This window comes from Nocardia sp. NRRL WC-3656 (genome assembly GCF_000720265.1).
GTDB lineage: Bacteria > Actinomycetota > Actinomycetes > Mycobacteriales > Mycobacteriaceae > Nocardia > Nocardia nova.
On sequence record NZ_JOJF01000014.1, the window covers coordinates 87,322 to 112,110 of the forward strand.

Annotated in this window: 20 protein-coding genes; 8 read left to right on the forward strand and 12 right to left on the reverse strand. The window is 69.6% G+C overall.

The window, feature by feature from the left end:
* Window positions 1-57: 57 nt before the first annotated feature.
* The gene (locus IG65_RS0119510) at window positions 58-1,164 is read left to right on the forward strand and encodes a hypothetical protein (protein WP_030516373.1); all 1,107 of its coding nucleotides are present in this window, start codon (window positions 58-60) and stop codon (window positions 1,162-1,164) included.
* 111 nt (window positions 1,165-1,275) lie between these two features.
* Here the strand turns inward: IG65_RS0119510 and IG65_RS0119515 are convergent, their stop codons facing one another.
* Window positions 1,276-2,163: a GyrI-like domain-containing protein gene (locus IG65_RS0119515; protein ID WP_030516374.1), complete on the reverse strand. Its 888-nt coding sequence runs from the start codon at window positions 2,161-2,163 to the stop codon at window positions 1,276-1,278.
* 210 nt (window positions 2,164-2,373) lie between these two features.
* On the opposite strand from IG65_RS0119515, the gene IG65_RS0119520 reads away from it, so the two are divergent.
* On the forward strand, window positions 2,374-3,258 hold the full coding sequence (locus tag IG65_RS0119520; RefSeq protein ID WP_030516375.1) for a universal stress protein: 885 nt from the start codon (window positions 2,374-2,376) through the stop codon (window positions 3,256-3,258).
* Window positions 3,259-3,286: 28 nt separating this feature from the next.
* Here the strand turns inward: IG65_RS0119520 and mgtA are convergent, their stop codons facing one another.
* Window positions 3,287-6,019, reverse strand: coding sequence for a magnesium-translocating P-type ATPase (gene mgtA / locus IG65_RS0119525; protein ID WP_081879593.1), 2,733 nt, complete (start codon window positions 6,017-6,019; stop codon window positions 3,287-3,289).
* A 165-nt stretch (window positions 6,020-6,184) separates the two neighbouring features.
* Between mgtA and otsB the strand changes: the two genes are divergently transcribed.
* Entirely contained in the window at window positions 6,185-10,156 is a 3,972-nt protein-coding gene (otsB, locus tag IG65_RS0119530) for a trehalose-phosphatase (RefSeq protein WP_255359472.1), read from the forward strand.
* An 84-nt stretch (window positions 10,157-10,240) separates the two neighbouring features.
* Here the strand turns inward: otsB and IG65_RS0119535 are convergent, their stop codons facing one another.
* The 4 genes from IG65_RS0119535 to IG65_RS0119550 are packed head-to-tail and all read right to left on the reverse strand — an operon-like array spanning window position 10,241 to window position 12,890.
* Window positions 10,241-10,816 carry a hypothetical protein gene (locus tag IG65_RS0119535; RefSeq protein WP_197039873.1) on the reverse strand — a complete coding sequence of 192 codons (576 nt, stop codon included), beginning with the start codon at window positions 10,814-10,816 and terminating at the stop codon, window positions 10,241-10,243.
* Complete coding sequence (locus tag IG65_RS0119540) at window positions 10,813-11,496, reverse strand: hypothetical protein (protein WP_051756479.1); 684 nt, start codon at window positions 11,494-11,496, stop codon at window positions 10,813-10,815. Before IG65_RS0119540 ends, IG65_RS0119535 begins: the two co-directional genes overlap by 4 nt.
* Entirely contained in the window at window positions 11,483-12,433 is a 951-nt protein-coding gene (locus IG65_RS0119545) for a universal stress protein (protein WP_030516380.1), read from the reverse strand. The genes IG65_RS0119540 and IG65_RS0119545 overlap by 14 nt, the downstream gene beginning before the upstream one ends.
* 46 nt (window positions 12,434-12,479) lie before the next feature.
* Window positions 12,480-12,890 carry a hypothetical protein gene (locus tag IG65_RS0119550; RefSeq protein WP_030516381.1) on the reverse strand — a complete coding sequence of 137 codons (411 nt, stop codon included), beginning with the start codon at window positions 12,888-12,890 and terminating at the stop codon, window positions 12,480-12,482.
* Between the two features lie 254 nt (window positions 12,891-13,144).
* Here IG65_RS0119550 and IG65_RS0119555 point away from each other — a divergent pair, with 254 nt between their 5' ends.
* From IG65_RS0119555 to IG65_RS0119570, 4 genes are read left to right on the forward strand one after another with little or no spacing between them, the layout of a single operon-like run.
* On the forward strand, window positions 13,145-13,903 hold the full coding sequence (locus IG65_RS0119555) for an SDR family NAD(P)-dependent oxidoreductase (RefSeq protein WP_030516382.1): 759 nt from the start codon (window positions 13,145-13,147) through the stop codon (window positions 13,901-13,903).
* Window positions 13,904-13,905: 2 nt separating this feature from the next.
* Window positions 13,906-14,871, forward strand: a complete 966-nt coding sequence (locus IG65_RS0119560) for a nitroreductase family protein (RefSeq protein WP_030516383.1) — start codon at window positions 13,906-13,908, stop codon at window positions 14,869-14,871.
* Between the two features lie 4 nt (window positions 14,872-14,875).
* The gene (locus IG65_RS35985; RefSeq protein ID WP_030516384.1) at window positions 14,876-15,478 is read left to right on the forward strand and encodes a hypothetical protein; all 603 of its coding nucleotides are present in this window, start codon (window positions 14,876-14,878) and stop codon (window positions 15,476-15,478) included.
* Window positions 15,479-15,518: 40 nt separating this feature from the next.
* Window positions 15,519-16,439, forward strand: a complete 921-nt coding sequence (locus IG65_RS0119570; protein ID WP_030516385.1) for a universal stress protein — start codon at window positions 15,519-15,521, stop codon at window positions 16,437-16,439.
* 30 nt (window positions 16,440-16,469) lie between these two features.
* Here the strand turns inward: IG65_RS0119570 and IG65_RS0119575 are convergent, their stop codons facing one another.
* On the reverse strand, window positions 16,470-18,185 hold the full coding sequence (locus IG65_RS0119575) for a GAF domain-containing sensor histidine kinase (protein WP_030516386.1): 1,716 nt from the start codon (window positions 18,183-18,185) through the stop codon (window positions 16,470-16,472).
* Window positions 18,186-18,456: 271 nt separating this feature from the next.
* Here IG65_RS0119575 and IG65_RS0119580 point away from each other — a divergent pair, with 271 nt between their 5' ends.
* Window positions 18,457-20,982 (forward strand): cation-translocating P-type ATPase, encoded by a 2,526-nt coding sequence (locus tag IG65_RS0119580; RefSeq protein ID WP_231509291.1) that lies wholly within the window; start codon window positions 18,457-18,459, stop codon window positions 20,980-20,982.
* On the opposite strand, the gene IG65_RS0119585 is transcribed toward IG65_RS0119580, so the two are convergent.
* The 5 genes from IG65_RS0119585 to IG65_RS0119605 all read right to left on the reverse strand — a co-directional run bounded on the left by IG65_RS0119585 (window position 20,969) and on the right by IG65_RS0119605 (window position 24,717).
* Window positions 20,969-21,973, reverse strand: coding sequence for a nitroreductase family protein (locus IG65_RS0119585; RefSeq protein ID WP_036525177.1), 1,005 nt, complete (start codon window positions 21,971-21,973; stop codon window positions 20,969-20,971). The genes IG65_RS0119580 and IG65_RS0119585 overlap by 14 nt on opposite strands.
* Window positions 21,974-22,056: 83 nt before the next feature.
* The gene (locus tag IG65_RS0119590; protein WP_030516389.1) at window positions 22,057-22,701 is read right to left on the reverse strand and encodes a response regulator transcription factor; all 645 of its coding nucleotides are present in this window, start codon (window positions 22,699-22,701) and stop codon (window positions 22,057-22,059) included.
* Window positions 22,702-22,836: 135 nt separating this feature from the next.
* Window positions 22,837-23,298, reverse strand: coding sequence for a DUF2267 domain-containing protein (locus IG65_RS0119595; protein ID WP_051756482.1), 462 nt, complete (start codon window positions 23,296-23,298; stop codon window positions 22,837-22,839).
* Window positions 23,282-23,794 carry a pyridoxamine 5'-phosphate oxidase family protein gene (locus IG65_RS0119600; protein WP_369801567.1) on the reverse strand — a complete coding sequence of 171 codons (513 nt, stop codon included), beginning with the start codon at window positions 23,792-23,794 and terminating at the stop codon, window positions 23,282-23,284. Before IG65_RS0119600 ends, IG65_RS0119595 begins: the two co-directional genes overlap by 17 nt.
* A 101-nt stretch (window positions 23,795-23,895) precedes the next feature.
* Window positions 23,896-24,717: a sigma 54 modulation/S30EA ribosomal C-terminal domain-containing protein gene (locus IG65_RS0119605; protein WP_051756483.1), complete on the reverse strand. Its 822-nt coding sequence runs from the start codon at window positions 24,715-24,717 to the stop codon at window positions 23,896-23,898.
* Between the last annotated feature and the right edge of the window lie 72 nt (window positions 24,718-24,789).

The following is a 24,789-nucleotide window of genomic DNA, read 5'->3' on the forward strand; positions in this document are numbered from 1 at the left end:
GTATCCGGCACGGCCCGTGCACCCGTCGCACAGTTCGGGCAACGAAGGAGGATCGAAGTGCTGCACACCGACATCCCGACCCGCCGCGAGATCGAAACCCTCGCCGAATGGACCGGCCCCTGGTCGGTGTCGATCTACCTGCCGACCGAAGCCGCCACCGCGAATCCGGAGGCGAACCGGATCGCGTTCGGCAATCAGGTCCGGGAGGCGGTCGAGCTCGTCACCGATGCGGACAGCCGCGCGGCCATCGCCGAACAGCTCGACGATCTGGCCGAGGACGGAGATTTCTGGCGCTTCCAATCGCACACCCTGGTCGTGCACGTATCCCCGCAGCGCATGTGGACCTTCCGGATCCCGAACCGTCTGGGTGCGGCGGTCACCGTCTCGGACCGGTTCCTGCTCAAGCCGTTGCTACGAGCCGTCACATTCCCGCAGTCCGCATTCGTCCTGGCGCTGGCCGAGGGGTCGGCGCGGCTGGTCGAGGTGACTCCGGACCGACCGGCCGAGGATGTCCGGGTTCCCGAAATGCCCACCGGCGCCGTCGATTTCGCGGGCGAGCCCATGGACGATCGCGCGCCTAAGCGGCGGTTGACCGACAGCGAGAGGAAGAAGGTGCTGGCCCGGCAGTACGCGCGTGCCGTCGACCGGGCGCTGCGTGACATTCTCTCCGGACGCGACACCCCGCTCATCCTGGCGGCGGCGGAGCCGATCGACGCGATCTACCGCTCGGTCGCCACCTACGCGGAACTGCTCGACGACGGAATTCCCGGCAACCCGGAACACCTGTCGGATCAGGACCTGGCCGATAAGGCCCGCCACATCCTCGACGGCCACTACGCGGCGCAGCTCGCCGATCTGCGTCAGCTGTTCGAGAAGCGCCGGAGCGAGGCCCGGGCCACCGCCGACCTCGCCGACATCGCCCGCGCGGCCACCTTCGGCATCGTGCAGACGCTGCTGGTCGATATCGACACCGCAGTGCCCGGCACGGTCGCCCCGGACACCGGCGCGATCGAATTCGGTCCCCCCTCCGAGACCGAGATACCGGGGATCCTCGACGAGATTGCCCGCCGCGCACTGCTTTCGGGCGCTCGGGTGCTGGCGGTGCGCAAAGCCGATATCCCGGACGAGGCGTCGGCCGCCGCCATCCTCCGCTATTCGATGTGACCGAATCCCCTGCCCGGCAACATCTTTCGCGATGAGAATCAGCTGCCGAGGCAGCGGTGGTGGCGTCGTCGCAGTAGGTGGGCCGTCCACTCTCACCGCTGGTGTGCGGGCTTAACCGTCGGTCGCGGTCGCCGTCGCGGCGAGGGCGTCGATGGCGGTGATCAGGTGGCGGCGGCTGTCGGCGGCGAGGGTCAGGAGTTCCTCGTCGCCGAGTGCGCGGGCCCAGATCGCCGGGTCGAGGGCCTCGACGACGACGGTGTCGTGACGCTCCCGGACGACCACCGGATGCGGCACGATCATGTCGGCCCGGTCGTCGCCGGCGAGTTCGGCCGCGAGCAGGTTGCGGCGGCAGATCTCCAGGATGGTGTGGTGGGCCAGGCGCCGGGTGCGGCCGTCGTAACGCGCCGTGTTCAGGTCCACCTCGGCGAGGATGGTGAAGCCGTTGGACCGCAACGCGTTCCTGGTCCGGTCCAGTGCGGTGTCGAAGTCGGAGAGCACGCGGGTGACGATCGTCGGTGAGGGGGCCACGGGCAGCCGGATCTCGGTGACGAGCTGACGCGGGTCGCTGACCTCGTCGGGACCGATGAGATAGACCTCGGTCGGCGGGCCGGTGATCCGATAGGCGTTGCGATCCACCCATTCGGCCAGACTTCGGTAGGCAGCGCCGAGATCGTGATAGCTGCCGCGATGGCAGGCGCGGGCCACCGTCGTGCCCGGCGTGACGACGACTTCCGCACCCGAGGCCGGACTCAGTGCGGCGGCGGGCTCGATCGGTACGCGAAAGTCGACGCTCGTCGCGATCGCCGATCGTTCGGTGTCGGTGTCGGTGTAGGTGATCGCGGTCGGGCCGCTGGCGGTGAGGCCGGATCTTGCGACGGTCGCGAACAATTCGCGCATACCCGCGGTGATGTCCTCGCCGGGCCGATCGGCCCGGATCGCGCGAGGTAGTCGCAACAGCGCGTGTGGCGGCACTTCGCATACGTCTACCCGGTAGTCCATGGCGTCCTCTTTCTCGGTATCTGCCTCGACAATGCCCGCGGCCACGCGCGTGCGCGAGGGACCAAGGACCTGTCCTGGCGGGACATCCGCGCCGATTTCGCCCAGGTTGCCGACCGCGGACGAAGTCGGCCTGCGGTGGCGACTTTCGGCCCTAGATCGACGGTCGGCGCGGCCGGACGATCGGAGCAGGTCCGGCAGCAGGAGGCGGCGATGAGCAGTGACAACGGGACCGAGCGGACGATCGTCGCGGCGGTCGACGGATCCGGTACGGCGCTGCAGGCGGTGCGGTGGGCGGCGGCCGAAGCGGCCGTGCGCCGCTGGGGCTTGCGGATCCTGCTCTCCTCGGCCTCGGCGCCGCGGACCGGACTCAGCGCGATGGAGATCGTCGGCGGCCGGGAGTGGTTGTACTGGAACGGCGAAGGCGTGCTGTCGGAGGCCGCGGCCATGGCCCGGCATGTGGCCGACGGCGTGGACGTCACGACCGAACTGACCGCGGATCCGGTGATCGACACGCTCGTGGAGCGCTCGGCGAGCACGCCGATGATCGTGGTCGGCAGCCACGGCCGCGGCGCGGTCCGGCGCGCGCTGCTGGGTTCGGTCAGTTCGGCGGTGACGCGACAGGCTCGGTGCCCGGTCGCGGTCGTCCACCGCGAAAGCCTGTTCACCGTGGGCGAGGACGCGCGACCGGTGGTGGTCGGCGTCGACGAGGAGGGGACCGCGGTCGGCTGCGCGTTCGAGGAGGCGGCGCTGCGTGGGGTCGGTCTGGAGGCCGTCCGGTGCTGCGACGACGAGGTAGGGGGATTCGTCCTGGACGGAGAACTTCAGCAGTTCCGCGCGGACGAGACGCGGGCGCTGAACCGGCAGTTGGATCCATGGCACCGCAAGTATCCGGAGGTCCCGTTGGAAACCGAGGTGATGTTCGGCGGGCCCGCGCAGGTCCTGCTGGAACGAGCGCGTGACGCGCAACTGCTGGTGGTGGGCCGGCACCGCTGGACCGGCCTGGTCGGAACCGCGATGCGGTCCACGCGCGCGGCGGTGCTGCATCGCGCCCACTGCCCGACGCTCGTGGTGCCCGAGCACGTGGAGCCGGAGTAGATCGGTCGACGCGCATCTGGGCGTCGAATCAGCTGTGGGACAGCAACATACGGATCCGGTGGCGCCGGTTCGGACGCTCCGTCCGAGCCGGTGTCGTGCCGATCGGCGTGCGCACCCCACGGACGCTGAAGCGCGACGCGCGACGCTGTACCCGGCGATCGGTCCGCGGCGGATGGGCCGGCGTCGGTGCCGGAGTGCGGAAGAACCACCGCTTGGCGGCTTCGGCGAGAACCAGATAGACCAGCACCGTCGCGCCCAACGTGCCGAAGAACGCGGCGGGCAGCGGGGTGAGGCCGAGATCGGGCGCCACCGGCGTGTACGGCAGAACCACACCCACACCGACCGCGGCTAGCACGGCGAGAACCAGCGGAATACTCGGCCGGCTGCGGTAGCTGGGACTGCGGCGGGTGCGAATCACGAACAACACCAGCGTCTGCGTGCACAGCGATTCGACGAACCAGCCGGTGTGGAACAGCTCCGCACCGGCGTGGAACACACCGAGCATCAGCGCGAAGGTCGCGAAGTCGAACACCGAACTGATCGGGCCGAAGACGAGCATGAAACGCCGGATCAGGCCGATATCCCAGCGTGCCGGGCGGGCGAGTTGTTCCGGGTCGACCGTATCGGTCGGGATGGCGAGCTGGCTGGTGTCGTACAGCAGATTGTTGAGCAGGATCTGTCCCGGCAGCATCGGCAGGAACGGCAGGAACGCCGAGGCACCGGCAGCGCTGAACATATTGCCGAAATTGCTGGACGTGCCCATAAGCACATATTTCATGGTGTTGGCGAAGATCCGGCGCCCGGCCATGACTCCCTCGGCGAGGACCTGCAGATCCTTTTCCAGCAGCACGATATCCGCGGCATCCTTGGCGATATCGGTCGCCGAGTCGACGGAGACGCCGACGTCGGCGACGTGCAGGGCGAGCGCATCGTTGACCCCGTCGCCGAGGAAGGCGACATCGCGTCCGGCATGCCGTTGCAGGCGGACGATCCGCGCCTTCTGTTCGGGGTCGACGCGGGCGAATATCGTTGTGGTGGGCAGTAACTCGGTCAGCGAGGCGTCGTCGAGGCGATCGAGGTCCGCGCCGGTGAGCGGCCGGCCGGGGTCCAGGCCGAGGTCGGCGCACACCCGGACCGCGACCGCGGGATTGTCGCCGGTGACCACCTTCACGGTGATGCCCAGGCCGGCCAGACGCCGCAACGCGTCGCGCGCACTCGCTTTCGGAGGATCGAGGAAGACGAGGAAGCCGCGCAGTGTCAGCTCGCGCTCGTCGTCGGTGGTGAGGCGATCGGCGCGGACCGCTGTCCGAGTCGCGACGGCGACGATGCGGTGACCGGCCGCGAACTCGGCGTCGAGGGCGGTGCGAGCGGCCTGCGGGACGTCGCGGCAGCGCGCGAGCACGGCCTCCGGGGCGCCCTTGGCGATGATCGTGGGGGTGCGGTCCGGGCCGGCGACGAGGACCGACACCATGCGGCGGTTGTGGTCGAAGGGCAGGACCGCGCGGCGGACGAAACCCGCCGCGGCAGCGTGTTCGGCCGCACACGCGCTCCACAGTGCCGTGTCCAGCGCATCGGCGCCGGCCTGGCGTCCGTCGTGGACGGTCGCGTCGGTGCAAGCCAGACCGTAGACGACCGGCTCGTCGCCGGGAGAACCGTCGGCCGCCAGCGCGTGCAGATATTCGATGCGCCCTTCGGTGAGGGTGCCGGTCTTGTCTGTGAACAGAACCTCGATATCGCCGAGGTCCTCGATGCAGACCATCCGCTTGACCAGTACCTTGCACCGCGCGAGCTGCCGTGATCCGGCAGCGAGGCTGGTGGACACCACGGCGGGCAGTAATTGGGGTGAGATGCCGACCGCGATCGCCAGCGAGAACAGCAGGGCATCGAGGATCGGGCGATGCAGGGCCAGGTTGACCGCGAAGATGCCGGCGGTGAGGGCGGCGGCCACCCACACCAGTAGCATCGAGAACTGCCGAAGCCCGATCTGAAATTCGGTGTCGGGCTGTCGTTTTCCCAGCCCGAGGGCGATCCGGCCGAACTCCGTCGCGCCTCCGGTGGCGACGACGACCCCGCGCCCGTGGCCCGCGGCGACGACCGTGCCCATCAGGGCGCAGCACGACAGCTCGGCGACGCCCGACTCCGGTGGCACCGGGTCGGTCGATTTCTCGACGCTGTCCGATTCGCCGGTCAGCACCGATTCGTCGCACTGCAGCCCGGTCGCCGACAGCAGCCGCACATCCGCCGGGACCAGCTGCCCGGCCCGCATCTCCACCACATCGCCGGGGACCAGATCGACCACGTCGACCGATGCGGGCCGGCCGTCGCGAATCACCGTGGCGCCGTGGCGGATCCGCTCGTGCAGCGCGTCGGCGGCGCGTTCGGCGCGAAACTCGTTCACCGCCCCCAGCCCGACCGACACCAGCAGGATGATCCCGATGACGACCGCGTCGGAACGTTCGCCGACGAAGAACGACACCACCGCCGCGACCCCGAGCAGCAGCAGAAGCGGCGAACGCAACTGCCGCGCGACCACGGCGAGCAGCCGGGCACGATGCGTGCGAACAGCGTTGGGGCCGAGCAGGTGACGTCGGCGCGCGGCTTCCGTGCTCGTCAGGCCGGTGTCGGTAGTGGTCACCGCGGCCAGCACCTGTGCCGGCGTCGAGGTGGCGGCCGATGTCGCCGGCAGCGGGCCGATCGACGGGGCGGCATCGGTCCGGGACGTGGCCGTCGAGACGACCGCTCGCACGGCAGCACGGTTCATACCTCGATGGTTGCCGGAGCCCCCGGGATTCGCCAGGGACCAAAGACTCTGCCGGATTGCTACGGCGGTCACCGCCGCTGCCGATCGGCGGCCGGGGACCGGTGGCCGTGCGGATGAGGACTTGTGTACCTTGCCGGGGCCCGCGCACGGGCGGAGGCTGGAGGAGTGCACCCTGACAAACCGGTGGCCGGGCCGGTGATCGACGCGCGTCGCTACGACGCGGTGATCTTCGATATGGACGGCGTGGTCACCGACACGGCATCCGTTCACGCCGCGGCGTGGACCCAGGTGTTCGACGGATTCCTCGCCGCCCGCAAGCCCGGGCCCGGCGAGAACTGCGCCCCGTTCACCGCCTCGGACTACCAGGACTACGTCGACGGCAAGCCGCGGTACGACGGTGTCGCGGATTTCCTTGCCTCCCGGGCGATCTCACTGCCGCGAGGCGAGTCGTCGGATACGGCGGCCGACGCCACGATCTGCGGGCTCGGAAACGGCAAGGACGAGGTGTTCCTCGCGCGGATCGCCGAATCCGGCGTACCGGTGTTCGCCACCACGGTGGCCCTGGTGCGCCGCCTGCGCGCCGCCGGGGTGCGGACCGCGGTGTTCTCGGCCAGCCGCAACGCGGCCCAGGTGCTCGACGCCGCGGGGCTGGGGGATCTGTTCGCCGTGCGGGTGGACGGTGTCGTGGCCGAAGAACTCGCGCTGCCGGGCAAACCGGACCCGGCCACCATGGTGCTGGCCGCGCAGCGGCTGGGCGCCGAACCCGAGCGGACGGTCGTCGTCGAGGATGCCGAGGCCGGGGTGAGCGCCGGGCGGCGCGGCGGCTTCGGACTGGTGATCGGCATCGAACGCGGCGGAGATCCGGACCGGCTGCTGTGCACCGGAGCCGATGCGGTGGTCGCCGATGCCGACGAGATCCGGGTGCGCAGTGGTTTCCGCCGCCTGTCGGAGATCGCGGACGCGCTGGCGTGCTGGCCGTCGATCGCCGACGCTGTGGAGGACGAGCACGTCGCGGTACTGCTGGATTTCGACGGCACGATCTCGGAGATCGTGCCCGATCCCGATGCGGCGATCCCGATCGAGGGGGTGCGCGCCATCTTGACCGCACTGGCCGCGCGGTGTCCCGTCGCCGTGATCAGCGGTCGCGGACTCGAGGATCTGCGCACGCGCGTGGGCGTCGAGGGAATCTGGTACGCCGGTAGCCACGGCTTCGAACTGATGGCGCCCGACGGCACCGAACACGTGCACGAAGGCGGCCCGAAGGCGGAGCGGGCGCTGGTGCAGGCGGCGGCCGAACTCGCCGAGCGGCTGAGCCGGATTCCCGGAGTGCTGATCGAGCCGAAGCGATTCGCGGTCGCCGTCCATCACCGCAAGGTCGCCGCCGATGCCGTGGCGACGGTGGTGGCCACCGTGCACGACATCGCCCGCGGGCAGGGATTGCGTGTGACCGCGGGCCGCAAGGTCACCGAATTGCGTCCGGATGTGGACTGGGACAAGGGCCGAGCCCTGCACTGGGTGCTGGATCTGGTGGGTCGCGCGGTGATGCCGGTGTACCTCGGTGACGATCTGACCGACGAGGACGCGTTCGACGCGATCCAGGTCACCGGCATGCCGCTGGTGGTTCGCCACGGCGATACCGGCGACCGGCGCACCGCGGCGCGGTTCGCCCTCGACAGTCCCGCGCGCGCCGGCGAATTCCTGGAGCGGATCGCCGAATTGCTCACCGGGGAGAGCGACTGGGCGGTGGGACGGTCGTGGCTGCTCACCTACGACGGCTACGACCCCGATGCCGAGCGGCTGCGCGAAGCGCTGTGCGCGGTGGGCAACGGCTACCTCGTCACCCGCGCGGCCGCACCGGAGACGCGTGCCGGAGCCCACCACTATCCCGGCACCTATGTCGCGGGGATCTACAACCGGCTCGGCGACGATATCGCCGGGCGGCACGTCGAGAACGAGAGCCTGGTGAATCTGCCGAACTGGCTTCCGTTGACCTGGCGCGTCGCCGACGAGGAATGGTTCGATGTCGATGGTGTCGAATTGCTGGACTACACACAGCAATTCGATATGCGCCAGGGGCTGCTCACCCGCCGGCTGCGCTGTCGCGACACCGCGGGCCGGATCACCGCGGTGGTTCAGCAGCGTTTCGCGTCGATGGACTCCCCGCACACGTGTGCGATGCGAACCACCCTGACGCCGGAGAACTGGAGTGGGCCGCTCACGGTCCGCTCGTCGATCGACACCTCGGTTCGCAACACCGGAGTCGACCGGTACCGCGAGCTGTCCGGAACGCATCTGAGCGAACTGCGCCTCGACATCCCGGACGCCCACACCGTGTGCGCGCTGATGCGGACCACGCAGTCACTGGTCACCGTAGCGGTGGCCACCCGGACCACCGTGACCTCGGAGGCGCAGGAGACGGCCGGCTCCGCACTCGCCGACGGCGCGGCCGGCCACGATTTCGTCGTGCCCGCCGAATCCGGTCGCGACATCGTCGTCGACAAGACGGCAGCGGTGTTCACCGGCCGCGACCGCGCCATCTCCGCACCCGACGAGGCCGCCGTGCGCCTGCTCGACGAGGCGCCGGGCTACGACGCGCTCTGCGCCGCGCACGCCGACGCCTGGGAGCATGTGTGGCGGCGCCTGCGCATCGATCTGGATGCCAGTGAGGAATCGGTGCGAGCGCTGCGACTGCATGTCCTGCAGGTGGCGCAGACGCTGTCGCGCCACACCGCCGACCTCGATGCCGGGGTGCCGGCGCGGGGCCTGCACGGCGAGGCCTACCGCGGTCACGTGTTCTGGGACGAGCTGTTCGTCCTGCCGGTGGTGAGCCTGCGCGACCCGGCGCTGACGCGAGAACTGTTGCGGTACCGCTATCGCCGGCTGCCGCAGGCGCGTGCCGCGGCCCGCGCCCAGGGCTGTCGCGGCGCCCTCTTTCCGTGGCAATCCGGCAGTGACGGCCGGGAGGAGAGTCAGCGCCTGCACCTGAATCCTCGTTCGGGACATTGGAATACGGATGCCAGTGCGCGCGCGCAGCATGCCGGTCCGGCGGTGGCCTACAACGTGTGGCACTACTATCAGGCGACCGGAGACCGGGCGTTCCTCGCCGAGTTCGGCGCCGAACTGCTGGTGGAGATCGCCCGATTCTGGTCCGACCGCGCCACCTACGATCCCGCCGACGACCGGTATCACATCCGTGGCGTCATCGGACCCGACGAATTTCATTCCGGCTATCCCGGGCGGCCCTATCAGGGGATCGACGACAACGCCTACACCAATGTCATGGCGGTGTGGGTCATCCGGCGCGCGCTGGACGCGGTCGAACTGCTGCCGCCGCGCGTGCGGTCGGAACTGCTGGACCGCCTCGCGGTGCCGGCCGTCGAATCGGAGCGCTGGGCCGAGGTCGCCGATCGGATGTTCGTGCCGTTCCACGACGGGGTGATCAGCCAGTTCGCCGGATACGACCGGCTGGCGGAACTGGACTGGGACGACTACCGCCGCCGCTACGGCGATACGAGCCGGCTCGACCGCATCCTCGAGGCCGAAGGTGACGATGTCGACCGGTATCGGGTGGCGAAACAGGCCGACGTCCTGATGCTGTTCTATTTGTTCTCCGCCGACGAGCTGGGGCGGTTGTTCGCCGGGCTCGGTTACGATTTCGGCGGTGCGGACATCCCGCGCACCGTCGACTACTACCTGGCCCGCACCTCGCACGGCTCGACGCTGAGTGCCGTCGTCCACGCCTGGGTGCTGGCTCGGGCGAACCGCGACCGCGCGATGGAATTCTTCGCCAGCGTCCTGGAATCCGATATCGCCGATATTCAGGGCGGCACCACGGCCGAGGGCATTCATCTGGGCGCCATGGCGGGCAGTATCGATCTGGTGCAGCGCTGCTTCACCGGACTGGAGACCCGTGACGACCGCCTGATCTTCGCCCCGTCGTGGCCGCCGGAACTGGGCACGCTGACCTTCGCGATCATCTACCACGGCCATCGCCTGACGGTGCGCATCGACGCCCGGCGGATCGAGATCAGCTCCGATACGGACGGGGCGCGTTCGATCACGGTCGAATGCCGCGGCCGCACCGTCGTGCTGGCGACCGGGGAGAGTGTCACGCTGTCGGCGACGGACGAACACTGACAGCGTGAACACCGACAGCACGAACACCGACGGCATGGGAGCGCCGAACCGTCCGGGTGGAGGTTCGGTGCGTCGTGCTTCGAATTACGCTGCGGTCGAACGGAATTCGGTGACCCGCCACCATTCCCTGCCGCTTGCGGTGTGACCGGTGGCTGCCACCGGCAGGTCGCGGCGGCGCAGGCCGGGCAGCACTCGATAATCGATCGAGCCCGGGACGCTGACCAGGGCGAGCACCCGCCAGAGCGCGCGGGCGTAGGCGTCGGCGGACGCCACCCCGTCCCATTCGTACAGCCCCCGGTACACGCCGCGTTGATCGTGCGCCAGCCACAATTTGCTGATCATGCCCGGAAATCCGGCGAAGAGCACGGTATTGAGGATGCTCTCGCGACGGAACCACGCATGTCCGCGTCCGCGTACGCCTCGCAGCTCGAAACGCACCAGCAGCACACACGGTTCGGGCGAGGGGATTCGATCGATCACGGTTTCCTGGTAGACGTAGGCCGACGTTCCGTCGCCGAAACTCAGCCATGTCCCGACGTTCCGGGCCGGGCAGTGGATGCGGTGGCGTGCCAGCAGCCCGACGGTCGTGATCATGCACCGGCCGACCGCGAGGAAGGCCGGCGCGATCGGCAGTGGTGTCGGTGTGCCGGTGGTGGTCACGGTGTCTTGCTCCCGATCCGCACGGGTTCGGCGACGTGGTGCCCTTCGGCGCGTTCCTTGATGCCGCGCAACATCTTCTGCTCCATGACCAGACTGCCCGGTTCGAGGAAGAACGTGTTGAACAGTCGCAGCGCGGTCGAGGCGCCGGGAGTCGCGATCCGATTGCGGCTGACCAGGCGGGTGCCCTCCGGGCACGGATACAGCCCGAACTCCCAGATCCAGTTCCCGTCGTCGGTGCGGAAGACGAGCGTTCGCTCGGGCTCGAGCACCGCCACCCGGGACGGGGTGCTGTCGGAATTCACCGTGACGACGTCACCGACGGCGAGCTCCTGGAACTGCGGCAGGATCGACCGGGCGCTGTGCACGTCGACACCCACGAGCCGGTCGATCCAGTCGTAGCTGTAGATTCCGCCGCGTCCCGGCCCGAACTGTACGAGCCAGGGCCAGACCGCGGACGGATCGGCCTCGATCGTGATCGCCCGGGTCGAGAGCATGTCGGGAAGCAGGAGCAGATCGTCGCCGGGCATGCGGCGGCGCACCTCCTCCTCGGTCGCGCCCCAGCTCAGACACCACCGGCGGGCGAAGAGCCGGTAGCCGGTGGCCAGCCCGCCCAGAAACGATGCGACGCCGACCGCGGCCGCGGCGCCGCGACGGGCCGCCGAATGCTCAGTCCTTGTCATGCGCCTGCTTCTCCTCGGGCGAACGCACCACCATGACGGGGCATTTCGCATGCTGGACAAGAGAATTCGACACCGACCCCAGCAGCAGCCCGCGGAAGCTGCCGCGGCCGTGGCTGCCGACCACGATGAGCTGCGCGGATTCGCTCCACCGCTGCAGATGGGCAGCGGGCTCGGCCATGCTGATGTGCCGGCGCACCGAGACGTCCGGATACTTCTCCTGCCAGCCGGCCAGTCGTTCGGCCAGGATCGCTTCCTCGTTGACCTCGATATCCGACATCGGGAACCAGGTGTACGGGTCGCCGACGAACGAGCCGAAGGTCAGATCGCTCCACGCGTGTACTGCGACCAGTTCGGCGCCGCGCTCGGCGGCCTCCTCGAACGCGGCCGCCACCGCGCCCTCGCTGAGCGGGCTGCCGTCGACGCCGACCACCACCGGGCCGGTCTCGCGCGGTCGTGACTGCTGCTCGGACTCGGTGCGTACCACCACGACCGGGCCTTCGGCGTGGCTGGTGACCGACAGCAGGATCGAACCGATGTGGGTGCCGAAACCGCCGGCGCCCTGTGCGCCCAGGGCTACCAGATAACCGGTGGCGCTGTGGCGCAACAGCATTCGCGCCGGATGCTCGGAGGAGACCTCAGTGCTCACCTGGACCTCGGGCAGGGTGTCGCGGACGGCGAGCGCCTCGCGGGCGACCAGGGCGGCGCCGTGGGCGCGCAGGCGTTCCAGCACCGCCGGCTCGGAAATGTCGTAGTTGTTGAAAACCCGGCTCGCGCTCGGCAGGTCGAGTCCGTAGGCGATGCGCAGGTCACGTCCTCGGTCGCGGGCGACCTCGGCCGCCCACAGCAGCGCGGTGCGGGCACCGGCCGACCCGTCGACACCGACCACGATCGGCGCGGAGACGAGGTGGTGCGCGTCGTCCGCATACTGAGAGCTCATCGGTATTTCCTTTCACCCTGATCGATCCGCCGCGCGCATATGCCGGTCATGATTCGATCTCCTCGGTTTTGATATGCAGTCCCAGCCCGGCGACGACGATGCCGAGGACGAGATACAGCGGCTGCGCCCAGTCCAGCGCGCGGAGGACGGTCATCTCGGCGAGCAACCAGCAGATCAGCAGTAACCCGCTGATCACCGCGGCCGTGGCGACGCGCCGATCACCGGTGAGGGCGCCGCCCGCGGTGACCGCCATCGGTATCCCGACGACGAGCGCGAAGGCCACCGCTCCGGCGGCTACGCCGTGCCCGGCCGGAGTGCTGTCCAGCGGCGCGCTCAGATGCAGGCCGATGCCCAGCGCGACCGCGAGCGCGAGGACACTCGCCGCGACCGCACCCGCGGACGCGGCCAGCAACATGTGCCAGCGTCCGACGCCGTCGCCGAGAGTGATTCCTGCCATACCCCGACCTTTCCCGACGTCGGGGAAGGGCCGCCAGGGCCTTTGGTCCCGCACTGCCGCCCCGAGGGTCCACCGGAGCCGGCCGATGCGGCGACCGCCCGCCGCTCACGGCGCCGGATCCGATCGGCGACGACTGCCCGGCGGTCACGACTGTCCGAAGACTCGGCGTTCCGGTGACTTTCGGCCGTGCCCCGCCCACCGCCCGGGGCGCGATGCTGAGTGCGACAACGCACCAGTGAAAGGGGCGACAGACAATGGGCACGTTCAGTGGTCGCAGTGCGATCGTCACCGGGGGCGCACGGGGCATCGGTGCCGCCGTGGCGGCCGAGCTCGCCAAGGAGGGGCTCGGCGTGGTGATCGCCGATCTCCTCGAACGCGACGGCACCGCCACAGCGACGGCCTTGGGCGCCGGCGCGATCTTCCGCCGCCTCGACGTCGCCGACGAGGATGCCTGGCAGCGGGTGATCGCCGACGCCGAAGCCACGTTCGGCCCGCTGGCCGTCCTGGTGAACAACGCCGGCATCGTCGATTTCGGCGGCGTGGACGCCGAGCCACCAACGATGTTCCGCCACGTCCTGGATGTGAACCTGTACGGCTCGTGGCTCGGCATGCACCTGGCCGGTCCGCGCCTGCGCGCGGCCGGCGGCGGAGTAGTGGTCAACATTTCCTCGACCGCCGGCCTGATGGGGTACGCGGGCATCGGCGCCTACGTCGCCAGCAAATGGGGATTACGCGGACTGACCAAGGCGGCGGCGCTCGAATGGGGACCGTCGAATATCCGGGTCTGCTCGGTGCATCCCGGCCCGATCCGCACCGCGATGACCGCCGGTATGGACGAATCCGTCACGGCCGCACAACCGTTGGCCCGTTTCGGGGAACCCGAAGAAGTCGCCGCCATGGTCCGGTTCATCGTCATCGAGGCGACGTTCTCCACCGGATCGGAATTCGTGGTGGACGGCGGCGCGACGACCGGCCAGGTACTGGATCTGCCTGCCGCGGTAGGAGACCGATGATCATGACGAGACATCCGGACTACGACACCCTCATGACAGCGGTGGACCTGGCGGTGCGCGCACCGTCGGTGCACAACAGCCAGCCGTGGCTGTGGCGCATCGGGGACGACACCGTCCAGCTGTACGCCGACACCAGCCGGCAGCTGCGGCAGACCGACCCCGACCAGCGCGATCTGATCGTGAGTTGCGGTGCGGCACTGCATCATCTGCGGGTCGCGGCCGCGGCGCTGGGCTGGGCGACGGTGGTGCACCGATTGCCGAACCCGGCGGTGCCGGAGCACCTGGCGGCCGTGGAATTCCGGCCCGCCCCCGCGACGGCCGAAGCGGTCGGCCTTTCCCGCGCGATCCCGCTGCGCCACAGCGACCGCCGCCACTACACCTCCTGGGAGGTGCCCGACATTCACATCGGCTCCTTGACGGCCGCCGCGGCGGCAAACGGCGTGCTGGTCCGCGATGTGGTCGCCGACGGCGAGCGGGTGCGGCTGCTGCACGCCTTCGAACGTGCCGCCGCCGCACACAACGCCGACGCCGCCTACCGCGCCGAATTGGCGCGCTGGAGCGGCCATCACGCGGCACCCGACGGTGTTCCGGCTCGCAGTGCGGTCGCCGCGAGCGACGCCTCGGCCCGGCCGTTCGCCGATCCCCGGCTGCCGGAGGGGGTGGTTCGCGATATCGCCGACGCCGATCACATGCTTATGCTCTACACCGCCGGCGACGACACGGTGAGCCGACTGCGCGCCGGGGAGGCGACCAGTGCAATTCTGCTGGCCGCGACCACATTCGGGCTGGCAACCTGCCCGTTGAGCGAACCGCTCGAAATCCCGGAGGTGCGCGCGGAACTGCGCACCGACCTCCTCGACGACAGCGGATATCCGCAGATGATCATCCGAACCGGCTGGGCCGCAACCGGTTCCCCGCTGTCACCGACACCACGACGACCGCTCGACGACGTCGTGACCCGGCTGTGAGGAGATGACCGACATGACGCGGTATCCGTCGTTGGCAATCCGCGCGTGGCGCACGGGTCCGTGCGCGGCGAACCGGCTGATGCGGCCGTCGGACCGGATCGAGGCCGTCATCCGGATCCTGGCCGTGGTGGTGGTTCTCGGCGCGGTGCCGGTCTGCGCGGCGATGGGCACCGCCCGCTACACCGATGCCGCCGTGCAGATTCGCGACGAGAACGCGGCGAAGACGGCGGTCGCCGCCACGATCGTCGCCGATCCGGTTCGCACGACGGCGACGTCGATGGACGTCTCCGCCGATCGATACGAGGCCACGGTTCGGTGGACCCGCGACGGGCATTCCGCCGAAGCCACGACGCCCGTGGCGGCGACCGCGCATCCCGGGCAGCAACTGACCATGTGGCTCGCGCCCGACGGCCGCCCGACCGCCGCACCGCTGCCCGCCGACACCGCCGCGATGCGTGGGGTCGGGCTGGGAATGGCCACATTCGTCGAAATCTGTTTCGCTACAGCGGCACTGGTATGGCTGACGGCCTGGGCCTTCGGTATCCGGCATCGTGCCGGCTGGGCCCGGGAATGGCGAAACATCAGCCGCCCCATCGGAACTCCGTGAACACCCGATCCACAACCACCCGATCCACGAGGAGAACATCATGACCGAGCACTACGCGGTACCGCAGCGGCACACCGATTCGCCGATCGTCGCCGCGGTCGACGGCTCGGCCGTCGGCTACCACGCGGCCGCCTGGGCCGCCGCCGACGCCGCACTGCGCGACTGCCGCCTGCATCTGGTCACGTCGATCTCGGTCGCGGGCGGGCTGGGTCCCGCACCGATCCTCACCGAGGACGATATGAGCTGGCTGCGCGTGGACGCCGAACGCATCCTCGTCGAGGCCGCCCGCATCGCCCGCGCCGCGACACCGGACCGTACGCCGGTGATCACCACCGAGATCACCACCGACGCGATCATCGGCCATCTGATCGCACAGTCCGATCAGGCCCAGGGGATCGTGGTGGGCAGCCGTGGCCTCGGCGCCATCCGGCGCGGCCTGCTGGGGTCGGTGTCCTCCGCGATCATCCGGCACGCGAATTGCCCGGTGACCGTGGTGCATTCGATCTCGGCGACGGATGCCGTCACGGCGGTGAAGCCGGTTCTCGTCGGCGTCGACGGCACGGCGAACAGCGTGCCGGCGCTCGAGCTCGCCTTCGAGGAGGCGTCGCGTCGCAATGTGGGGCTGGTGGTGCTGCACGCGTGGAGCGACCGCAGCAGCGGCCTCGATCCGGCGATCGTCGGCTGGGACGCGATCCGGGAATCCGAGGACGCGGTGCTGGCCGAAACGCTGGCCGGATACTCCGAACGGTATCCGGAAGTGAAGGTGCGTCGCGAAATGGTGCTGGATCGGCCGGTGCGCTCCCTGCTCGATGCGTCGGAGAACGCGCAGCTGGTGGTCGTCGGCAGCCACGGCCGCGGCGGATTCACCGGAATGCTGCTCGGCTCCACCAGCGCGGCATTGGCGCAATCGGTGGAATGCCCCATCACCGTGGTCCGCCAACCGGCCGGAAAGACCGCGTAACAGCAGGTTCGGTAGCAGTCGGCGGGGTGGTCAGCTCAACGGAGCAGACCACTCCAGCCGCGTACCCGGCCGCTGCGAGCCCGCCGCGCCGGGCACCGTGCGGAAGGCGCCGCCCAGCGAACGCGCGCGCTCGGCGAGATTGGTCAGCCCGCTGGGGGTGATGTTGTCGCCGATACCGCAACCGTCGTCGGTGACGGTGATCGTCAGGTCGTCCCCGACACCGATCACGACCTCCAGCGTCGTGGCGCCGGCGTAGCGGACGGTGTTGCTGACCGCTTCGCGCACAACGGCTTCCGCGTGGTCGGCCAGCTGCGAACTCACCACCGAGAGCGGTCCGGCCACCCGCAGCGAGTTGCGAATCGGGGTGTCGCCGCACTGCTGGCGGATCGCCTCGTCGAGGCGCTGGCGCAAGCGCGTGCTGGTGCCGCCGTGCAGATCGAAGATGGAGGTGCGGATCTCCTGGACCACATCCTGCAGACCGTCGATCGCTTCGGTGAGGCGGGCCTTGACCTCGGGAACGCGGGTGCGGGGTACCGCGCCCTGCAGCGACAGCCCGATCGCGAACAACCGCTGGATGACGTGATCGTGCAGATCCCGGGCGATCCGGTCGCGGTCGGTGAGCACGTCGAGTTCGCGCAATCGCTGTTGCGTGGCGGCCAACTGCATGGCCAGCGCCGCTTGATCGGCGAAGGCGGCGGTCAATTCCAGCATCTCGTCGTCGTAGGGCGCGGTGTCCTTCGCCCGGACCGCGATGAGGATTCCCTGCGGGGCGTCGCGGGTGTGCAGCGGGACCAGCAGTGCCGGGCCGCCGGTGGGGAACAGTGCGGCGAAGTCGAGGTCGCCCACATCCTCGAAACGCAGCGGCTTACGGTCCGCGAAGGCCGTCCCGATGGTGCCGGTGACATCGAGGGAGTGTCCGGCGTCGGCCCCCTCGCCCGCGGCCTGGTCGACGACCAGCTCGGTGATCTCCTCGGCCGGCACATCCGGGTCGGTCACCGTGGCGAGCAGCACCCACTCCGATCCGGTGAGGACCCGCACGTGGTCGACCAGATGTGCCAGCACCCGGCCGGGCTCGTCGGCGGCGAGGAATTCCGTGGTCAGATCGCGGGTGGCCTCGATCCACGCCTGCCGGTTGCGAGCGGCCTCGTACAGCCGGGCGTTCTCGATGGCGATACCCGCGGCGGCGGCGAGCGCCTGCACGATCAGCTCGTCGTCCTCGGTGAACTGCTGCCCGCCGGCCTTCTCGGTGAGATACAGATTGCCGAAGATCTCGTTGCGGATGTGCACCGGAACACCGAGGAACGTGCGCATCGGCGGGTGGTGGGCGGGGAATCCGACCGACGACGGGTGGTGTGCCAGGTTCTCGAGCCGGATCGGTTTGGGCTGGGTGAAGAGCATGCCCAGCACGCCGTGGCCCTCCGGCAGATCCCCGATGAGCTTGCGGGTCGGTTCATCGATGCCCTCGTAGATGAACTGAAGCAGGTGTTCGTCGTGGCCGCGGACGCCCAAGGCGCCGTATTGGGCGTCGACCAGGCTGATCGCGGCGTGCACGATGGTGCGCAGCGTTTCGGCCAGGTCGAGTCCCGCGGTGACCGACAACATGGCCTCGACCAGACCATCCATCCGGTCCCGCGAATCCATGATCTCGTCGACGCGGTCGCGCACCTCGGCGAGCAGCTCGCGTAGCCGCAGCTGCGAGAGGGTGTCGCGCACCGAGTAGGAACCGGGTCGCTCGTGGTCGGGCATGTCGTCAGTCCTGCTCTCCACCGTCCGAATGCGCGAAACGTCGGTATTTACGCCTGAAGAGAGCCTACCGCTCCGATCCCGGAGTGCGACAGGGAACAGCGGGCCGGGCGACGGATCGCCCGGTCGGACGCTGGACGGGCCTCGCCGCCGCGAGGTTGTCGCGGAAGCTCGCCGAAAGGGCGTCGAAAGACCCTGGTGCCGGAGGGACCTGGGATGGATCGTCGGAGTAGGACGAACCCACTCAGCACATCGGCCGGAAGGATATCGCCCGGTGACAGGCTTCAGCAGCACCAGGACAATGCCGACAGGCCTGTCGTCGGCCGAGGCCGCCCAGCGGTGGGCCCGCGACGGCGCGAATGTCGTGCCGCGGCGGCCGCCGGCACCGTGGTGGCGGCGGGTGGTGAGGCAGCTGCGCGACCCGTTGATCCTGGTGCTCCTGGTTGCCGCGGCACTCACCGTCGCGACCGGGGATTGGACCGATACGGCGGTCATCGCACTGGTCATCGTCGTCAACACGGCAGTCGGCGTCGGACAGGAAATCCGTGCCCAGCAAGCCATTTCGGCGTTGGAACAGTTGACGGCACCCACTGCTCGGGTGATCCGCGACCGGAGTCAACAGCAGATTCCGGCCGCCGAGGTGGTCGTCGGCGACGTCGTGGTGCTGGGTGAGGGCGATATCGTCGCGGCCGATGCCTCGGTCGTCGACGCGGCGGCGCTGATGGTCGACGAGTCGGCCCTGACCGGGGAATCGCTGCCGGTGGACAAGTCCGTGAACGGAGACGTGACGCTGTCAGCGGGAACCGTGGTCGTCAAGGGCCGAGGTGCCGCGGTGGTGACGGCGATCGGAGCTGCGAGCGCCACCGGCCGCATCGCCGGACTGCTGGACCGCCGGACCGGTCCGACGCCGCTGCAGCGACGTCTGGTCGACATCGGGCGCCTGCTGGCCGCGGTCACGGTCGTGCTCTGCGTGGTGGTGTTCGCGCTGGGAATGGTCCGGCATCAACCGCTGGAACTGATGCTGGTGACCGCGATCAGCCTCGCCGTCGCGGCGGTTCCGGAATCGCTGCCGGCGGTGGTCACCCTCGGGCTGGCGCTGGGCGCGCGCCGCATGGCGGCCCACCGTGCTCTGGTCCGCACGCTGCCCGCGGTCGAGACGCTGGGGTCGGTCACCGTACTGGCGACCGACAAGACGGGAACGCTCACCGAGGGCCGGATGGTCGTCGGAGATATCTGGACGGTGGCGCAGCGGTCGTCGGAGGACGATCCGGCGGTCGTCGAACTGCTGGCGGCCGCCGTGTTGTGCAATGACGCGCAGTTCGTCGCACCCACCTCCGATACGGACGAGACGGCGGTGCTGGGTGATCCCACCGAAGCCGCATTGCTCTGTGCCGCAATGGATGCCGGCATCGACGAACGGGAGTTGCGGAGCAGGCTGCCGCGCGTGGCGGAACTGCCGTTCGACAGCGACCGCAAGCGTATGACGACCGTGCACCGCCTACCGGACGGGACCTACCGCACTGTGTGCAAAGGCGCGCCCGAGGCCGTTGTCCGTGAGCGGCTGGTCGATGCCGTCCCGTCGCTGCGCGCCGAGGCGCTGGAACACGCGGCCGCCTTCGCCGGCCAGGGGTACCGGGTGCTGGCGGTCGCCGCGGCGGATCGTCCGGAGGCCCCCGGCGAGGATCCGGAGGACGGCCTGCGCCTGCTGGGACTGGTCGCGATTCTGGATCCGCCACGGGAGGAGGCGGCCGCGACGGTGGCGGCCTGTCGCCGAGCCGGGATCCGGCCCATCCTGATCACCGGCGATCATCCCGGCACCGCCGCCGCCGTGGCCACCGACCTGGGCATTCTGGCCGGTGGCGACGCCGTCGTCGACGCGCGGAGTGCGAGCGACGCCGAACTGGGCAGCGCCGCGGTTTTCGCGCGGGCGACACCGGACCGCAAACTCGACATCATCAATACCCTGCAGGCCGGCGGCCAGATCGTCGCCATGACCGGGGACGGGGTCAACGACGGGCCCGCGTTGCGGCGCGCCGATATCGGCGTGGCGATGGGGCGGCGGGGCACCGAGGTGGCCCGGCAGGCCGCGGACCTCGTGTTGGCCGACGACAATCTCGACACCCTGGTGGTCGCCGTCGAGGAGGGCCGCCGCGTCTACGCGAACATCCGGCGTTTCCTGATCTACGGCCTTTCCGGTGGGGCGACGGAAATCGCGGTCATGCTGTTCGGTCCGCTGTTCGGACTCGCGCTGCCGCTGCTGGCCGCCCAGATCCTGTGGGTCAACCTGCTCACCCACGGTCTCACCGGAGTCGCGCTGGGCGGTGAACCGGCCGATCCGGCGATCATGCGGCGCTCGCCGCGCCCGCCCGCGCAGAGCATCCTCGGCGCGGGCCTGTGGCAGCGGATTCCGCGCATCGCCTTCGTGCTCACGGTGATCACCCTCGCGGTGGCGGTGTGGGCGCACCACACCGATCGGCCCTGGCAGACGATGGCGTTCTTCACCCTGGGGGTCACTCAGCTCGGCGTGGCGCTGGGGTCGCGCACGCGTCCGTGGTCGACGGCCAATCCACTGCTGCCGGTGGCGATCGCGGTCTCGTTCGCGCTGCAGGTCGCCGCGGTCTATCTGCCACTGCTGCAGCGGCTGCTGGAGACCGAGGCACTGACCGTCACCGACCTGCTGGTGGTGAGCGGCCTCTCGGTATTCGGGTACGCCGCCGTCCGGATGGATCGTTTCCTGCACCCGGGATCGGAGCGTGAAGCCGGCGTCGGTTCGAGCCGGAGTAGCCTCACCGCTCGGTGAAGGTCAGCACCTCGTCGATATCGCGGCGCGGGGTCGACGGCGGAGTCGGCTCGTCCGGCGGCGAGCTGCCGATGCGGACCAGGACCTGCGGATAATCGTGATGCGGGAGCAGCGCGGCCAAGGCGCGACGACCCGCCGGCACCTCCGTGAGGTGGGTGACCGGGCAGGTGCCCAGTCCCGCCGCGGTGCATTCCAGCAGTACCGCGGACAGCGCCTCGCCGGTGCGGAGCCAGTACTCGCGCGAATCCTCCGGAGAGCTGATCGCGACGAGCCGGGCGTGATCGAGGCGACCGGGCCGGCGCTCCGAATGGGGGGCAGCGGGGAACGGCCGGGCGACATCGACCCGCGCGAGTTCGGCGGCGGAGATCAGACCGCTGCCCGGAATCCCCTCGGTTTCCTCGAAATTCCCTGCCCACCACAGCAATTCGTCCTGATACATCCAGTCGTCCCGCCGAGCCGCGGAGGCGGCGCGCGAGATCGCGGCCACCCGGGCGCGGACGTCGCCGGCGAGTTCGTCGAAATCGAGCCCGTGCGGCGTGACGAGAGCAGACAGCGTGGGTGCCACTTGCTCCCAGTGCCTCGGCGCGTCCATCGGCAGCCGATCGGTGTATCGGTGGGTGATGGCCGCCGCGCGATGCGGGATTCCGTTCGGGGGGTCACCCCAGGGCCGGAATTCCAGGACCGCCATCAGGCCGGGCCGCTGCGGATCGGGCATCCGCACGATATCGGTATGCCAGTCGCGGGCGGCGAACGCGGTGCGAGCGTGGTGCAGCACCGTGCCGCAGCTGATCACCTGCTCGCGGCCGTGCGGGTCGGCGCCGGGCAGGACGCGATCGGGATCGGTGTACAGGAGCAGCCGATGCCGGTCGAATATCCAGCGCCAGGGTTGCGTGTTGTGGACCGAGGGTGCTCGCTGCGCCAGCTCGACCACTGCCGCGACCGTCCGGTCGTCGGGCCTGTCGACGATTGTCGAGTGCTTTGCCGTGGTCATGGTGTCCAGTCTCACAATCGTGAGGCGACTCGACTACGGGCGTTGATCCCGGCAAGTGGGGCCGATGGTCACCTGCGTGCGGGCTACTCCGCCGGAGTCCTCGAATGCAGTTTGGTGGCGTAGACGGCCGCCTGGGTGCGGCGCTGCATACCCAGTTTGGCCAGCAGCCGCGAGACGTAGTTCTTGACGGTCTTCTCGGCGAGGAACATGCGGTCGGCGATCTCTCGATTGGTGAGGCCCTCGCCGAGCAGATCGAGCAGTTTGCGTTCCTGCTCGGTCAGTGTCGCCAACGGACCGTCGGGCTCGGTGCCGTGGCGCAGCTGCTCCATCAGTGCGGCGGCGGCGCGGTTGTCCAGCAGCGATTTACCGGCGCCGACGTCCTTCACCGCGCGGGCCAGTTCCATCCCCTTGATGTCCTTGACCACATAACCGCTGGCACCGGCCAGGATCGCGTCGAGCATGGCGTGCTCGTCGGTGAAGGAGGTGAGGATCAGGCAGCGCAGCCCGTCGACCTTGGACAGCAGCTCCCGGCACAGTTCGATGCCGTTGCCGTCGGGAAGGCGGACATCGAGCACCGCGACATCGGGGCGTAGCGCGGGAATGCGGGCGAGGGCCTGGGACACCGATCCCGCCTCGCCGACGACCGACAACTCCGGGTCGCCGTCGAGCAGGTCACTCAGCCCGCGACGGACGATTTCGTGGTCGTCGACCAGGAACACCTTGATCATGGCGAGTGCGTCCAATCGAAGTAGCGATGAATGTACTCACCATAATCGCCTGATCATTGCCTCAGCATGGACGAAAGTCCCTTTCCTGGTTGCTGAGACCGTTCCCGAGGCCGTTGCCGAGACCTGAGCGTCGACCTACGCGTCGCCGGGCACGGTCGCGGCCGTCCCGTTGAGCTCGCTGCCGAGCAGCACCGCGCGCAGCGGCTCGGGCACCACGGCGAGTACGTGGTCGAGATGCCCGGGGGAGAACACATCGGACAGCGCGATCGTCACCGCACCGATCAGCGCTACCGCCTCGTCTGCGGAGACGCCCGCCTCATGGGCGAACGCGTCGACGAAGGTCGTGACGTCGTGGTGCACCGGAACATGGGCGGGCACCCAGCCCTCGTAGAAGATGCCGCGGAGCAATTCGGGCAGCTGGGCGCTGAAATGCGCGGCGACGGGAACGTCGAGGCGGTCACGCACGGTGTGCAGCCAGGCGCGCAGCGCACGCAGCGCGAACGTGCGGTCTTCGGTGGCCAGCCGGTCGGCGACGGTTCGCAACCACGTGTGGGCGGTGTTCAGGGCCGGCGCGAACGGATCATCGTGGTAGGTCATGAGTGTCGGCTTTCGACGAGAGGGTCGGTGGCGCCGGCGTACCGGATGGTTCCGGTGCGCCGAGGAGACGGATACCGGTCACGATGGTGGGCTCGATCTCGACGACCGTATCCATGGTCGCCGCTATCCATGGTCGCAGCAGCCGCTCGTATCGCGCGACGCGGTACGGATCGGCGACCGGCCGCGCCAGGCCGGTCACCACGACCGACCAGCCGGTGCGGGTGCCGGGGTCGATCTCGTCGGCCTCGTAGGCGACGACCACTCCGGGATCGGCCCGGATCGCCGAGGTGAGCCGGGACGTGAGCCGAGTGCGTACCACGACGCGTCCGTCGTCTTCGACGAAATGGTTGACCGGGCGAATGGCCGGCAGTGCGTCGCGAGTGAAAACGACTCGGCCGTAATCGATTCCAGCCAGGAGCCGCATCGCCTCGGCGCGGTCGAGGGCGACTGTGGAGTTGGGTGCGCCGTCGTCGGTGCGGTCGGGGGGAATCACGATGCGGTACCTCTCGGGAGCTGAGCGTCCGGTCTGTCCATGCCACCACCGGGGCGATTGCGGTGGTAGGGGCGAAGGTCCACCGTGACGAGGGGCTTCGGCGGTTATCGCCGCGAGGTGATGAATCCATAGTGACCGTCGTAGCGGTGATAGAACACGCAGCCGCGGTCGAGTTCGCGATCGCGGAAGAAGAGGAAGGGCGAACCGCTCAACTGCAGCCTGGCCAGGGCCTCCACCCGGTCGAGAACCGGGGCCGGGGCATCGGCGACGGTGAGCGGCAGATTCGCCGAATCGGCGGTCGCCGCTCGCTCGTCGAGCCGAATCAACCGATAGTGCCCGCCGGTCGTGCGCGCGAGCACGCTTTCGGTCTCCGCGCCGGACTCGGCGAACAGCCAGAAGTCGTAATCCATCAGCGCCATATCGGCCGCAGCCTCCGCCGCCGTGCGGTCGAGCAGATGAAAACACTTGGTGCGCACGATCTTCCGCTGCGTGACCGGGCGGAGATAGAGCAATGTGGCGGCCTGCGGTTCACACCGCTGTCGCCGTGTCGCCCCACCGCCGATCGGCATGCGCAGCCGGGCACGCGTCCGTGTCTGCAGCAGATCCACCGCGTCGCGCGCCGTGGCTCCCGTCACCTGCACTCGCAGCGGCCGCTCGGCGACGATGTCCGCCTGTGCCACGAACGGATTCGCCAGCGCCGAGTCGCGATGGTCGGCCAGGCGGACCCGGATCGACGCCACCGGCGACGGTGCACAGCGCGCGGCGTCGCCGATGCGCCGTCGCGCGTACTCACCGAACATGCTGGGGACTCGGTCACCGAGCCGGATGTCGACGGTGGGCAGGTCGTACCCGGGGCCCTGGACGTCGGATTCGGCGCGGCGGACGGTGCCGCGCCGAGCGCCCGGCGCGGTGCTCGCGAAGTTCATGGTCACGCTCCTTCGCGTCGATACCACCGCATTCCCGGTGCTGCCGGACAGGGCCGAAGGTCACCGGCCACC

What these genes read in the sequence shown, in the direction of transcription:
- IG65_RS0119555 (WP_030516382.1), top strand. Translation starts at nt 13,145, where the DNA reads ATGGGCACGTTCAGTGGTCGCAGTGCGATCGTCACCGGGGGCGCACGG.
- mgtA (WP_081879593.1), bottom strand. Translation starts at nt 6,019, where the DNA reads ATGAACCGTGCTGCCGTGCGAGCGGTCGTCTCGACGGCCACGTCCCGG.
- IG65_RS0119545 (WP_030516380.1), bottom strand. Translation starts at nt 12,433, where the DNA reads ATGAGCTCTCAGTATGCGGACGACGCGCACCACCTCGTCTCCGCGCCG.
- IG65_RS0119550 (WP_030516381.1), bottom strand. Translation starts at nt 12,890, where the DNA reads ATGGCAGGAATCACTCTCGGCGACGGCGTCGGACGCTGGCACATGTTG.
- IG65_RS0119540 (WP_051756479.1), bottom strand. Translation starts at nt 11,496, where the DNA reads ATGACAAGGACTGAGCATTCGGCGGCCCGTCGCGGCGCCGCGGCCGCG.
- IG65_RS0119570 (WP_030516385.1), top strand. Translation starts at nt 15,519, where the DNA reads ATGACCGAGCACTACGCGGTACCGCAGCGGCACACCGATTCGCCGATC.
- IG65_RS0119560 (WP_030516383.1), top strand. Translation starts at nt 13,906, where the DNA reads ATGACGAGACATCCGGACTACGACACCCTCATGACAGCGGTGGACCTG.
- IG65_RS0119520 (WP_030516375.1), top strand. Translation starts at nt 2,374, where the DNA reads ATGAGCAGTGACAACGGGACCGAGCGGACGATCGTCGCGGCGGTCGAC.
- IG65_RS0119595 (WP_051756482.1), bottom strand. Translation starts at nt 23,298, where the DNA reads ATGACCTACCACGATGATCCGTTCGCGCCGGCCCTGAACACCGCCCAC.
- IG65_RS0119605 (WP_051756483.1), bottom strand. Translation starts at nt 24,717, where the DNA reads ATGAACTTCGCGAGCACCGCGCCGGGCGCTCGGCGCGGCACCGTCCGC.
- IG65_RS35985 (WP_030516384.1), top strand. Translation starts at nt 14,876, where the DNA reads ATGACCGACATGACGCGGTATCCGTCGTTGGCAATCCGCGCGTGGCGC.
- IG65_RS0119590 (WP_030516389.1), bottom strand. Translation starts at nt 22,701, where the DNA reads ATGATCAAGGTGTTCCTGGTCGACGACCACGAAATCGTCCGTCGCGGG.
- IG65_RS0119575 (WP_030516386.1), bottom strand. Translation starts at nt 18,185, where the DNA reads ATGCCCGACCACGAGCGACCCGGTTCCTACTCGGTGCGCGACACCCTC.
- IG65_RS0119585 (WP_036525177.1), bottom strand. Translation starts at nt 21,973, where the DNA reads ATGACCACGGCAAAGCACTCGACAATCGTCGACAGGCCCGACGACCGG.
- IG65_RS0119515 (WP_030516374.1), bottom strand. Translation starts at nt 2,163, where the DNA reads ATGGACTACCGGGTAGACGTATGCGAAGTGCCGCCACACGCGCTGTTG.